Raw genomic sequence first — 13,433 nt, forward strand, 5'->3', positions numbered from 1 at the left:
TAAGAAGTTAGTCGTGAATTCAACTATCCTTCTTAACAAGATTTCTCCTGTTAATGGAGCCTAGCGGGATCGAACCGCTGACCTCCTGCGTGCAAAGCAGGCGCTCTCCCAGCTGAGCTAAGGCCCCGTACATTTTTATGTACCTGTTAACGTATTTAATTGTTTCGATATAATATCATTTTTGAGACGCTGGCCCCTGTCGTGCACTAGCTCCGCTAGTTTCGACAAAGCTTCAACCTAAAGGTTTCGCTTAGCTGAGCTAAGGCCCCACAAGACCTCTCAAAATTAAAGAAGACTGACGTACAGGTTTCCATTTCCTTAGAAAGGAGGTGATCCAGCCGCACCTTCCGATACGGCTACCTTGTTACGACTTCACCCCAATCATCTATCCCACCTTAGGCGGCTGGCTCCTAAAAGGTTACCTCACCGACTTCGGGTGTTACAAACTCTCGTGGTGTGACGGGCGGTGTGTACAAGGCCCGGGAACGTATTCACCGCGGCGTGCTGATCCGCGATTACTAGCGATTCCGACTTCATGTAGGCGAGTTGCAGCCTACAATCCGAACTGAGACTGGCTTTAAGAGATTAGCTTGCCGTCACCGACTTGCGACTCGTTGTACCAGCCATTGTAGCACGTGTGTAGCCCAGGTCATAAGGGGCATGATGATTTGACGTCATCCCCACCTTCCTCCGGTTTATTACCGGCAGTCTCGCTAGAGTGCCCAACTGAATGATGGCAACTAACAATAGGGGTTGCGCTCGTTGCGGGACTTAACCCAACATCTCACGACACGAGCTGACGACAACCATGCACCACCTGTCACCGATGCTCCGAAGAGAAACCCTATCTCTAGGGCGGTCATCGGGATGTCAAGACCTGGTAAGGTTCTTCGCGTTGCTTCGAATTAAACCACATGCTCCACCGCTTGTGCGGGCCCCCGTCAATTCCTTTGAGTTTCAACCTTGCGGTCGTACTCCCCAGGCGGAGTGCTTAATGCGTTAGCTGCGGCACTGAGTCCCGGAAAGGACCCAACACCTAGCACTCATCGTTTACGGCGTGGACTACCAGGGTATCTAATCCTGTTCGCTCCCCACGCTTTCGAGCCTCAGCGTCAGTTACAGACCAGAGAGCCGCTTTCGCCACCGGTGTTCCTCCATATATCTACGCATTTCACCGCTACACATGGAATTCCACTCTCCCCTTCTGCACTCAAGTTTGACAGTTTCCAAAGCGTACTATGGTTAAGCCACAGCCTTTTACTTCAGACTTATCAAACCGCCTGCGCTCGCTTTACGCCCAATAAATCCGGACAACGCTCGGGACCTACGTATTACCGCGGCTGCTGGCACGTAGTTAGCCGTCCCTTTCTGGTAAGATACCGTCAAATGAGAAACTTTCCACTCTTCTCACAGTTCTTCTCTTACAACAGAGCTTTACGATCCGAAAACCTTCTTCACTCACGCGGCGTTGCTCGGTCAGGGTTGCCCCCATTGCCGAAGATTCCCTACTGCTGCCTCCCGTAGGAGTCTGGGCCGTGTCTCAGTCCCAGTGTGGCCGATCACCCTCTCAGGTCGGCTATGTATCGAAGCCTTGGTGAGCCGTTACCTCACCAACTAGCTAATACAACGCAGGTCCATCTCATAGTGAAGCAATTGCTCCTTTCAAGTATCTACCATGCGGTAAATACTGTTATGCGGTATTAGCTATCGTTTCCAATAGTTATCCCCCGCTATGAGGCAGGTTACCTACGCGTTACTCACCCGTTCGCAACTCATCCGTCTAGTGCAAGCACCAGACTTCAGCGTTCTACTTGCATGTATTAGGCACGCCGCCAGCGTTCGTCCTGAGCCAGGATCAAACTCTCATTAAAAGTTTTGATTCAAACTCAAGCTATTGCTAGCTTTCCGTTTTATTGTTTTTTTGTCATTGACGATTTATCCTTAGATAAATCACCCTGCACGTTTGGTTCGTCTTCTTTAATTTTCAAAGGTCTTGTCGTTATCGCGCTCTCGCGACAACCATCTTAGTTTATCATTTCTTGTGAACTTTGTCAACACTTTTTTGAAACTTTTTTTCGTTCCTCTGTTAACCAGTCCCGCAAGAGACAACTCAATTATTTTATCATCTTCTGATGGGCTTGTCAACACTTTTTCGAAACTTTTTTTCGTTCCTCTATTAACCAGTCCCTCAAGAGACAACTCATTTATTCTATCACGACTTATATACATTGTCAACCGGTTTTTTGAAAATAATAAAACAGCTGCAAAAACTGCAACTGTTTTATTATCTTTATTGACGTACCTCTAGAAGACCCAAATCTCCATCTTCGCGTCTATACAATACATTTGTTGTGCCGTCATTAGCATCTGTATAGATAAAGAAATCATGTCCGAGCAACTCCAATTGGAGGACTGCTTCTTCCATATCCATTGGTTTCAAGTCTACTTGCTTAGTACGAACCACTTTTACTTCCTCACCTGTTTGCTCAACAAGTTCATCTGTAAAGACTTGACCAGTTGCCACTTTTTGACGATGTTTTCGTTCAATCTTGGTTTTGTTACGACGAATTTGACGTTCAATCTTATCTACTACAAGATCGATAGAGCCATACATTTCTTGTGAAATATCTTCTGCGCGAAGTGTAACTGCTCCAACTGGAATTGTCACTTCTACTTTTGCGCGCTTGTCACGGTAAACTTTTAGATTTACTTTAGCATTCAACTCTTGTTCTTCATTGAAATATTTCTCAATCTTAGCCACTTTCTCTTCTACATAGGTGCGAAGTGCATCTGTAACTTCAAGGTTTTCTCCACGAATACTGAATTTAATCATATTTAGTACCTCTTTCTTGGCTTTCGCCTTTCTTCACTATTATTATACCACATTATAAGAATATTGCAACCGTTTTCTCATCGTGTTAGTGAAAATGTTTTGATTTCTTTCCTACCAATTTTCATGAAAAGTTCTACAGCAAGTTGGATTGTGGCTCCTGTTGTATATATATCGTCGAATAATAATATTTTTTCTGGCACTTCTTTTTCATCTAATAGATAGAACATCTGTTTTGCTTCTAGTCTCTCTGCACGATTTTTAGATGATTGTTTTTGGCTTTCATACTTTCCAAGAAGGGACTGATAGGGAATATTTGTAGCACTCAAAAGTCCTTCCACTTGATTAAAACCGCGTTCTGATAGTCGTTTTTGACTAATTGGTATGGGAACAATTGTGTAGTCAGGAAACTGGCTTAACGCTATTCTAAGCTTTTTAGCAAAAATATTTCTTAAAACATAGTCTCCTTGAAATTTGTAGCGACTAAAATAATGTGCCATCGCTTGATTATATTGGTACAAAGCTGTGTGGACAACTGTTTTCCCTTGATTCTGCCAGTACTGACAATCCTTGCAACTTTCCGATTCTCCATTTTTATAACAATGTGGACAGTGTTGCTCTGCTATTTCCTCAAAAGTTGAAAAACATTCTTCACATATACCCGATTTTTCTTTACTAAAGAAGATGAGATCTGAAAATCTTGTTTTATTTTTCATAGCTTGACCGCACAATAGACAATTAGACATAACCAGCCTCCTTGTTCATCTGTTTAATTTCAGCGATTGCCTTTTCAATGGCTCCTGTACTTCCCTCATGATAAAACTGGAGTAAACCAGTCGGACGTTCCATACTCCTACCAACCCGACCTGCAATCTGAACGAGACTTGACGCTGTGTAGAGGTAATGATTGGCTTGAACAACAAAGACGTCTACACATGGGAAGGTCACCCCACGTTCAAGAATAGTAGTCGAGATTAAGACTGTGATTTCTCTCTTGCGAAACCCTTCAACTATTTCAAGGCGATTTTCTGTTTGACTGGATACAAAGCCAATTGTTTCTTCTGGGAATGTTTTTTTCATTATCTTGGTAAATTCTTGACCTTTGGAGATTTCTGGGACAAAAATAAGTAAGGGAAAGCCTGACTTTCTCTGTTCTTCAATCGCTTTTTTCAACTTTGGGACTAGTCTATTTTTCTTTAGGGTATCATCGAATTTACTAAACCAGACTTTTTGCGGGACAACAAGTGGGTTGCCATGAAAGCGCCTTGGCAAACTAAGACGACTTAATTTGCCTGTTCTGACTTTTTTATCCAATTCATCTGTTGAAGTCGCCGTCAGAAAAACTTGAACACCGACTTCCTTGACCGCATTGTCTGCTGCTTGATAGAGCATGGGATTATCTGCATAGGGAAAGGCGTCTACTTCATCAATCAAAACCAAATCAAAGGCCTGATAAAATTTTAATAACTGATGTGTGGTTGCTACAACTAATGGGGTTCGGAAATATGGTTCAGACTCTCCATGCAGTAAACTAATTGGAACTGAAAAGTCGTTTTGCAGACGTTTATAGAGTTCGATACAAACATCAATTCGAGGACTGGCTAGGCAAACCGCTCCGCCTTTATCAATCACTGAGGCAACGGTGTGGTAGATCATTTCTGTCTTACCTGCTCCTGTTACTGCATGAACCAATGTCGCACGATTATTTTCCACGTTTGCAACTAGTCCATCTGAAATTCTTTGTTGCCAATCAGTTAATTGACCTTTCCACTTTAAACACTTAGTGATTGAAAAATCTTTCTGAGGAAAATGATAGAGTTTTTCGTCTGACCGTACTCTGCCTAGAAGCAAGCAGGCTCGACAGTAATAAGCATCGTTTGGCAATTTGTTTTCTTCTTCAAAAGTTGTTCCACAGCGAAAGCAGTTATTCTTTTTTGTAATACTTGACACTTTTTCTGCTTTTTCTCTTTCTTTTGCTGTCAATTGGTATTTGGTAAATAATCTTCCATAATAATTTTCTAATTCTTTCATCACTTATTTATTCGGAATTTCTTGTCAGTTTTTAAAAAAATTAGTACAATTTGGTTATGAAAGAATTTAAAACAATTAGAGAAGATGGTATTGTTGAAGAAGAAATTAAAAAGTCACGATTTATCTGCTTTATGAAACGAGTGACCAGCGAGGAGGAAGCTCGCGACTTTATCAACAAAATCAAGAAAGAACATTACAAGGCTACTCATAACTGCTCTGCTTTTGTCCTTGGAGAAAATATGGAAATCAAGCGTTCCTCAGATGATGGGGAGCCGTCTGGTACTGCTGGTGTGCCAATGCTGACAGTTTTAGAAAATCACGAACTGACCAATGTCGCAACGGTGGTTACCCGCTATTTTGGAGGTATCAAACTCGGAGCAGGCGGACTTATTCGTGCTTACGCTGGAACCGTGGCTAATGCAGTCAAGGAAATCGGGGTTGTGGAAGTTAAGGAGCAGGAAGGGATTTCCATTAGCATGTCCTATGCCCAATACCAAGAGTTTGCCAATTGGCGAGCTGAGCAAGGTCTAGAAGAATTTGATACCCATTTCATGACTGATGTTTCAACCATGATTTTTGTAGATAAAGAATTCCTTGAACAAACCTTAGCAAGTCTCACTGACTTTTACCACGGAAAGGTATCCGCGGAAAAAGCTAACTCTCGTATCGTTGAGGTACCTGTCTATTAAAAAAAGCTATCGGCGAGATAGTTTTTTATATTATCCTTTTTTGACTTTCTACTATATAATGTATAATAACATTATTTGGAGGTGCCATATGGCTATTTATCAAAACATTACTCAATTAGTTGGAAAAACACCTGTTATTAAACTCAATAATATCGTTCCAGAGGGGGCAGCGGAGGTCTATGTGAAATTAGAGGCCTTTAACCCAGGATCTTCTGTAAAAGACCGTATCGCCTTGGCTATGATTGAAGATGCTGAAAAAGCTGGTACAATCAAACCTGGAGATACTATTGTTGAGCCAACAAGTGGTAACACTGGTATCGGTCTTGCTTGGGTTGGAGCAGCAAAAGGTTATAAGGTGATTATCGTCATGCCTGAAACCATGAGTGTTGAGCGTCGTAAGATTATCCAAGCTTATGGAGCTGAACTTGTCTTGACTCCTGGTAGCGAAGGGATGAAAGGGGCTATCGCCAAAGCAAAAGAGATTGCTGAAGAAAAAAATGGCTGGGTTCCTTTCCAGTTTGCTAATCCATCCAATCCAAAAGTTCACGAAGATACAACAGGACAGGAAATTTTGGAAGACTTTGGCACAACCGGTTTAGATGCCTTTGTATCTGGCGTTGGTACTGGTGGTACCGTTTCAGGTGTTTCGCATATTTTGAAGACAGCAAATCCAGATATTGCTATCTATGCTGTCGAAGCTGATGAATCAGCTGTCTTATCTGGTGAAGCACCTGGTCCGCACAAGATCCAAGGTATTTCGGCAGGTTTTATTCCAGATACTTTGGACACTAGCGCCTATGATGGCATTATTCGTGTCAAATCCGACGATGCCTTAGCTACAGGTCGTGCTATCGGTGGAAAAGAAGGATTCTTAGTTGGTATTTCTTCAGGTGCAGCAATTCACGCTGCTATCGAAGTCGCTAAGGAGTTGGGAACTGGAAAAAAAGTGTTGGCAATCTTGCCTGATAACGGAGAACGTTACTTATCAACAGCTCTTTACGAGTTCAATGATTAAAAAAGAAAGAAGGTTAGGAATGCATCCTATACCTTCTTTTCTTTGGGTTCTTTGAGATAGCCTTTAGCTTCCTCAATCCATTTCGGAAGTTGTTTTGCTAAAGGGGAAAAACCAATTTTATTCCGTTCATTTGTAAAACGATGATGACGCGGAATTTTTTGTTGTTCTTCTTCCAAGGTCCGGATTGATAAACTAGCCTTTTCAGTATATTCATCAAAGTCGACTACCTGTACCAAAACCTCTTGCCCCAATTTTAAATGATCATAAATATTATCAACAAAACCTGTTTTGATTTCCGAGATATGGATTAGGCCCGTCGTCCCATTCTCTAATTGTACAAAGGCTCCATACGGTTGAATACCCGTTACTGTCCCCTTGAGTTTATCTCCGATTTTCATCTTAATCCTCTATTTCGATGGTCTCAATTACAACATCTTCATGTGGACGATCTGCTGAATCTGTTGCAACCGCTGCGATAGCATCCAAGACGACGAAGGAGTCTTCATCAACTAGATGGCCAAACACTGTGTGGCGTTGATCTAGATGTGGTGTCCCGCCATTTTTGACATAGGCTTCTGCAACTTCTTTAGGCCAACCGCCTCGTTCTAGTTCTTTCGCATTGTATGGGAAGTTTTGGTTTTGAACGATAAAGAATTGGCTTCCATTTGTATTTGGTCCTGCATTGGCCATTGACAAGGCTCCTCTGAGATTAAAAGCTTCCATTGAAAATTCATCTTCAAACGCAGTACCATAAATAGATTCACCACCCATACCTGTTCCGGTTGGATCGCCACCTTGAATCATAAAGTCTTTGATAATACGATGGAAGATAATTCCGTCATAATAGCCATCTTTAGAAAGAGCTACGAAATTTGCTACAGTTTTGGGTGCAATTTCAGGAAAGAGTTTTACTGTTAACTTACCATGGTTAGTCTTGATATGCGCAACTGGTCCTGTAACATTTTCCAAATCTAATTGCGGGAAATATTTTTCTTTTTCTACCATACCTAATTTCTCCAAGGCATCAAAAATGCCATCTTCTTCTACTTTTTTTGTGATATAATCTGCATGCTTTTGCAGTTCTGGATGCGAATGCCCCATAGCGATACTAATTCCTGCATAATCGAATAACTCAATATCGTTGAGTCCATCTCCGAACACTAGGACATTTTCAGGTTTCAGGCCTAGTTTTTCAACAACCTTAGCAACACCAGTTGCTTTGGAAGAGCCTTTTAGCACAATGTCTGATGAAATAGCATCCCAACGAACACTACGCAATTCCGCTTGCAACTCTTCTGGAAGTTCTACTTCGTGACCATCTTTCTCGAAAGTTAGCAATTGATAGATGTCATTTTCTTTATAAAAAGTTGGGTTTGTTTCCAAGCCTTCATAAATCAAGTCAATTACTTGACTAATGCGGTCAGTTCGTGCAGAAAGCGTCCCTTTTTGACTACCAAGCATACCATATTCGATTCCAATTTCTTTAGCCCAATTTAATACAGATTCTACTAAATTTTGGGGCATCGGCTGATGGTACACTACCTGACCTTTGGCATCTTCTACGTAGGATCCGTTAATCATAGCGAAAAAGTCTGGCTTTAAGGCCTTAATTTCTGGCACCAAACCATAAGGAGTTCGTCCTGACGCAATTCCTGTCAAAATTCCCTTTTCTTTTAGTGATTTGAAAACCTGCTGAATTGATTCAGGAATGTAGCCTGTATTCTTTACACGTAGCGTGTCGTCAATGTCAAAAAAGACTATTTTTATTTTTTTTGCCTTATATCTGAGTTTTGCATCCATATAATTCCACTATCCTTTGGTTGAAAATTAACTAATTTTCATTATACCACTATTGATCCTCTTGCGCCACCAAACCATGCTGGAAAGCATAAACAACTGCTTGAGTACGATCGCTAACAGCTAGTTTAGATAAGATATTGGAAACATGGGTCTTAACAGTTTTTAGGGAAATGAAAGACTCATCTGCAATTCGTTGATTATCATATCCCTTGGCTAACAGCGTCAAGATTTCGCGTTCACGAGCTGTCAAGTCATCATGTAAATCTGGGTGGCGTTTATGGTGCTCTACTTTTTTCTCTACTTCTGTCTCAATAGCATATTCTCCAAGAGCTACCTTGCGGATAGCTGCTAAGATTTCGTCAGCACTTGACGTTTTCAACATATAGCCACGAGCTCCTGCTTCCAGCACAGGATAGATTTTTTCATTATCTAGATAGGAGGTCAGGATGACAATCTGCGCTTGCGGCCATTCCTTCAGCAAGGCCAGAGTTGCTTCTACGCCAGTCATCTTGGGCATAACCAAGTCCATCACTACAACATCAGGTTTAACCTCTAATGCTTTAGCCAAACCTTCCTCGCCATCACTAGCTTCTGCAACTACTTCAACATCTGGCTGTAAATTTAAGTAACTTTTCAATCCTAGACGAACCATCTCATGGTCGTCAACCAACATCACTCGAATCGTATTCATCTTCTTTTCCTTTCAATAGTGGGATACGAATATCGATCGCCACTCCCTTATTTGGAGCTGTGCGAATTTTTATCGTTCCAGCCATGTCTTCAACCCGCTCACGTATGTTTTGAAGACCGTAACTTAATTCATCATCTGCACCTTGTTGGAAGCCGATACCATCGTCTGTCATTTTCAACTGAAGTTCTGTTTCTTTCTGCAAGAGGTAAACATCCAAATGCTTGGCTTTGGCATGTCGCAAGGTATTACTGATAATTTCTTGCGCAATGCGGAAGAGATGTTCTTCAATTAGTTTCGGTAGCTCCTCTACTTCATGTTGGAAATGAACGATAATATTACTTTTGTCACTAACTTCACGCAAAATCAACTCAAATCCTTCAACCAAGGTTTTACTTTCAAGTTCACTTGGGCGTAGATGTAATAATAGGATGCGTAGGTCTCTTTGGGCAGACTCAATCATGTCTTTCACGAGCATCAGCTGTTCCTGCAAAGTTTCCTGCGGAAGAGTGGATAGATTGGACGATAATCCTGACAAAATCATGCTCGTTGCAAATAACTCTTGACTAACCGTATCATGCAAATCCCTGGCAATCCGTTTCCGTTCTCCCTCAACAATCTCTTCTTTCTTGACTAAATCTTGATTGTCAACCAGCTGCACCTGACGCGTGAGGTTTCTGACCTTATCAGACAACTGGAGCAAGAGCTGATCACTTTCGGTATCTGTTCGAATACTTTTATTCTTCAAGATAGCTTGTAACTTCGTCCGCATAACCTGAGTGGAGGCTAGGCTGACAGTTTGTACCATTACAGCTAGAAAAAGGGTCAAAACAATAACTAGTAGAATGAGAGTAAACACGAGCTGCTCCGTTGAAATCCAGAGCGTAACATCTAGCAATGAATAATTTAAAAGTGGGAGGGTAGAAGCAATCACCACAAAAACAATAAGACAGGCAAACCAGGCGAGGAGTAGATAGGTACGTTTTCTCATACGCGAACCACCTCCACATCTCCCAGTATATTGTTGGTAACGACTTTTACACGTTTGTGTGATTCTTGATAATCGGGACTATTGATCGCTATACTTTCATTCCGCAAATCCCAGTATGATTCACCCAGGAAACTTACTCGTCCATAGATACTAGTTGCTGAAAGTGCGACCTCAACATCAATTGGAACAATAATTTTTGTCCGTCCAAACGTTTTACGAATTACAACAATATTATCTCTGCCAACTAATACAGTCTTATCCAAATCAACTACATCATTGCCAAACAAGCGTACAATGTTAATATCTTCAAAACCAAACCTATCTTGAGAGTGGTCGTGGTTGCCAAACCATCTATTTTTCTCTTTTTGAACCTGTAGAGAATAGTCACTAAAAACAATATGGGTATATTGGTTTCTCTTTTCATAACGTGAAAAGAAATTAATCAGCATGTACACGACTAGCAGCATAATCCCAATAATGAAGAAGGGATTTAAAACAAAGACCAAAAATAATAGAGATAAGGAGCTGACCAGTAAAACACTATTAACTTTTCTTCCTAGGAAGTACCAAATGACGAGTAATAAGGCAGAGAAAAGTAGCAGGGTCCGACTGGCCTCATTGGCTACCACGTCAAAGGCTGCCATCGTAAAAATCATACTTTCTATTAGTAGAAAAAATTGAACTTTCCGCATCTTCTCCATCCTTTCTATACTATTGTAACAAAAAATAAGTAAAAGAACTCCATCCAAAGTAGGAAATATAGTCGAATGAATTAGCTTTCAGACAAGGAACTGAGGCGCAGGCTATACTAAAGTATGGCAAGGCGAAAGTGACGATGTATCAAAGATAATTCAAATGACTGATATGTAAAGCCCTTTGTCAAGTAAAAACAATCGAACTGATAAAAAAATGAAAAGTATCTAGAAAGAGCCTAGTTCTTAGCTTCGGGCATTGGCCACTCTGATATTCGTGGATTGGTTACCTACAGGTCAATGGTTCTGCCGCGAGTCCTGATATGTAAAGCCCTTTGTCAAGTAAAAACAATCGAACTGATAAAAAAATGAAAAGTATCTAGAAAGAGCCTAGTTCTTAGCTTCGGGCATTGGCCACTCTGATATTCGTGGATTGGTTACCTACAGGTCAATGGTTCTGCCGCGAGTCCTACTCTCTATAAGCGTGGATCACAATTGTGCCACTTAGTCGTTTCGTAGATGACTCAAACCTTGAAGTCCTAAACTCCTTCAAGATACTTTCCATTCAAACATGATTTCAATCCTTATTTCTGTCCAAATTCACCCAGTGATTTTGGATAGAAATAGGGATTCCTCATCGCTCTGCGATGATAAAACTTAATGGTCAAAAGTGTACATGAAAACAAGCGCTAACTTCAAGCTATTCTTCCTGTCATCATCCCCCAAATAAAACCAGACAATTCTCGTGCAATAGCTGTTTTAGCAACATTTTGTTTCTTATTTTTTCCTAGAACAAGTGTGCGATAACGTCTTCTTAAGCGTTCATTAGCCTTATCCGCATAAGCAATCACCTCCACTCGGTTTCCACTTTGTCTCCTTTTCAATTCTTTGGATTTATACCCAATCGTCCCCTTAGCCAATGATTGTGCAGCTTCTATCAGAAGTCGTCTCACATGGCTATTCCCAGCTTTGGTGATAGCACCTCTTCTCTCCTTGTCGCCGCTAGAATTTTCGCTAGGAGTTAGCCCAAGATAAGAAGCAAAATGTTGAGCTGTCGCAAAGCGATTAAAATCACCGATTTCTGTCACAATGGAAAGAGCAGTTAGTGTTTTAATGCCAATAAAGCAAGAAAGCCGTGAGACCTTCTCTTGGTAACTGTCGCTTTGACCCAGTTGCTCAATTCGTGCATCATACCGTTCTATTTGATCTACTAATTTCTCATAGGTCAATAGATATTCTGTCAAAATCTCTGCGTAAAGTCCATCAGGATTTAGGGAACGGAGCCAGCGGACATGTTTCTGTGTCCAATTACTGCTTCCCTCGGTATAGCGAAAATCATGTCGGAGACAGAAGGCAAGAATTTGTTGTTTGATTTTCTTCAGAGCCACTTTGTGGTCTGTTCTCATGCGGATATATTCTTTGACTTGTTCATCCTCAACAGTAGGAATATGAACAGGCCGATAGCTACGAAAGGCCAGAGCTTTTGCGAGCTGAGCTGCATCTTTTTTATCAGTCTTAACACGCTTAGATCCTTCCTTCATCACCGTTGTAGGCGCCATCACGATACAGGGGATCCCGTGAGCTTGTAGCTGGTGATATAGGGTAAATCCAAGACATCCGGCTTCGTAGCCACATAACACTTCTGCATCTTGACCATATAAACGACGAAGCTCATTCACATAGTTCACAATATAGCTAACATTTGGACCAACTTTAGTGCTATGTTTGAATTGATTCGCCATCATATCATAATAGCAGAGTGAAAAACTTTCTTTGTGAACATCCATTCCGATGAAAAGTGTGGTAAAATGAAACATATAAGACCTCCAATTGAGTGTGGTAATTCCTGTTAGAAGTTGATTGTTTTTTTATTCTAGTGTACAGGTAAATCCACGAATTCTCAACTGGGGGTCTTTACATATTGTCTATAACAAGGGAGTGAGCAAGACATTCATGGTAGCTCCGTCCTTACCCACAGAATAATGAGAATGAGCATAAAGCCCTCACTAAGATTATATACCTAGTGAGGGCCATGCGGTTGGTACATTATTGATGTTAATTATGATGACAAAACTGCTCCAGCCTACTGATAAGAACCACAATATACACTCAAGAATATGACTAATACTCAATGAAAATCAAAAACAGACTAGGCGACGCAGATGCAGATAGAACTGAAGTTCATCAAATCAAGTCAACAACGTCTGATTTTGATTTTCGAAGAGTATAAAATTCAGTAGATAGGCTCTCTAATTTATAAGGAAGGAATTGTCAGAGATAATCATGTGTAGATCAAGTCGATATTGTCGTTTGTATTCCCCTCAACTTGTCCAAAGCGTTACTTAGCTACATTTGATACAACGACTAAAGGTCTACGTGCTTACCACGATTTTCTCAGTCAATTTCATGTGGATGCTGTTGGTATGGAAAGCACAGGTGTCTATTGGCGACCTGTCTGGCATGCTCTATGTGATGACTTCGAGCTAATACTTGCTCAACCAGTCCACATGAAGGCCATTACAGGTCAGAAAACTGACAAGAAAGACGCTTACTGGATTGCCAAATGAATGCGGATTGGTCTGCTTCCTCGGAGTTTCGTTCCCGATGAAATCATTCCTGAATTGAGAGAGTTGACCAGACAACAGAAACATTATAATATTGGGACTTTTCTCATCTCTTTGTTAAGACAATCTAAAA

General features: G+C 41.1%; 11 protein-coding genes, 1 tRNA gene, 1 rRNA gene and 1 pseudogene. 3 read left to right on the plus strand and 11 right to left on the minus strand.

The genetic code is table 11. The features are described from left to right. Positions 1 to 54 precede the first annotated feature (54 nt). The 5 genes from K6969_RS09365 to K6969_RS09385 form a co-directional block, all read right to left on the minus strand. Positions 55 to 127 (minus strand) — tRNA-Ala (locus tag K6969_RS09365). A gap of 195 nt (positions 128 to 322) precedes the next feature. Next, positions 323 to 1,871: ribosomal RNA gene (locus K6969_RS09370) — 16S ribosomal RNA — on the minus strand. A 419-nt stretch (positions 1,872 to 2,290) separates the two neighbouring features. Further along, a complete protein-coding gene (hpf, locus tag K6969_RS09375) occupies positions 2,291 to 2,833 on the minus strand; it encodes a ribosome hibernation-promoting factor, HPF/YfiA family (protein WP_014637536.1) in 543 nt (180 codons plus the stop codon). Positions 2,834 to 2,910: 77 nt separating this feature from the next. Then, complete coding sequence (locus K6969_RS09380) at positions 2,911 to 3,576, minus strand: ComF family protein (RefSeq protein WP_029173963.1); 666 nt, start codon at positions 3,574 to 3,576, stop codon at positions 2,911 to 2,913. Next, complete coding sequence (locus tag K6969_RS09385; protein WP_171943154.1) at positions 3,569 to 4,861, minus strand: DEAD/DEAH box helicase; 1,293 nt, start codon at positions 4,859 to 4,861, stop codon at positions 3,569 to 3,571. Before K6969_RS09385 ends, K6969_RS09380 begins: the two co-directional genes overlap by 8 nt. A 56-nt stretch (positions 4,862 to 4,917) precedes the next feature. Between K6969_RS09385 and K6969_RS09390 the strand changes: the two genes are divergently transcribed. Beyond that, positions 4,918 to 5,550, plus strand: a complete 633-nt coding sequence (locus K6969_RS09390; RefSeq protein ID WP_029173961.1) for a YigZ family protein — start codon at positions 4,918 to 4,920, stop codon at positions 5,548 to 5,550. A gap of 88 nt (positions 5,551 to 5,638) precedes the next feature. Continuing rightward, positions 5,639 to 6,565, plus strand: a complete 927-nt coding sequence (cysK, locus tag K6969_RS09395) for a cysteine synthase A (protein ID WP_029173960.1) — start codon at positions 5,639 to 5,641, stop codon at positions 6,563 to 6,565. Positions 6,566 to 6,591: 26 nt separating this feature from the next. Here the strand turns inward: cysK and K6969_RS09400 are convergent, their stop codons facing one another. From K6969_RS09400 to K6969_RS09425, 6 genes are all read right to left on the minus strand, one after another. Then, positions 6,592 to 6,963: a S1 RNA-binding domain-containing protein gene (locus K6969_RS09400; protein ID WP_029173959.1), complete on the minus strand. Its 372-nt coding sequence runs from the start codon at positions 6,961 to 6,963 to the stop codon at positions 6,592 to 6,594. A 1-nt stretch (position 6,964) separates the two neighbouring features. Then, positions 6,965 to 8,365 carry a bifunctional Cof-type HAD-IIB family hydrolase/peptidylprolyl isomerase gene (locus tag K6969_RS09405; RefSeq protein ID WP_029173958.1) on the minus strand — a complete coding sequence of 467 codons (1,401 nt, stop codon included), beginning with the start codon at positions 8,363 to 8,365 and terminating at the stop codon, positions 6,965 to 6,967. A 49-nt stretch (positions 8,366 to 8,414) separates the two neighbouring features. Further along, entirely contained in the window at positions 8,415 to 9,056 is a 642-nt protein-coding gene (locus tag K6969_RS09410; protein ID WP_002937025.1) for a response regulator transcription factor, read from the minus strand. Next, the gene (locus tag K6969_RS09415; RefSeq protein ID WP_014637529.1) at positions 9,028 to 10,044 is read right to left on the minus strand and encodes a sensor histidine kinase; all 1,017 of its coding nucleotides are present in this window, start codon (positions 10,042 to 10,044) and stop codon (positions 9,028 to 9,030) included. Before K6969_RS09415 ends, K6969_RS09410 begins: the two co-directional genes overlap by 29 nt. After that, positions 10,041 to 10,700, minus strand: a complete 660-nt coding sequence (gene liaF / locus K6969_RS09420) for a cell wall-active antibiotics response protein LiaF (protein ID WP_228377879.1) — start codon at positions 10,698 to 10,700, stop codon at positions 10,041 to 10,043. The genes K6969_RS09415 and liaF overlap by 4 nt, the downstream gene beginning before the upstream one ends. Before the next feature lie 731 nt (positions 10,701 to 11,431). Next, complete coding sequence (locus K6969_RS09425) at positions 11,432 to 12,553, minus strand: IS110 family transposase (RefSeq protein WP_015445098.1); 1,122 nt, start codon at positions 12,551 to 12,553, stop codon at positions 11,432 to 11,434. A 504-nt stretch (positions 12,554 to 13,057) separates the two neighbouring features. On the opposite strand from K6969_RS09425, the pseudogene K6969_RS09430 reads away from it, so the two are divergent. Next, positions 13,058 to 13,390: pseudogene (locus tag K6969_RS09430) on the plus strand (IS110 family transposase); the annotation flags it as partial. Positions 13,391 to 13,433: the final 43 nt, after the last annotated feature.

Origin of the sequence: Streptococcus suis, from assembly GCF_019856455.1 — a bacterium.
Classification (GTDB): domain Bacteria; phylum Bacillota; class Bacilli; order Lactobacillales; family Streptococcaceae; genus Streptococcus; species Streptococcus suis_AE.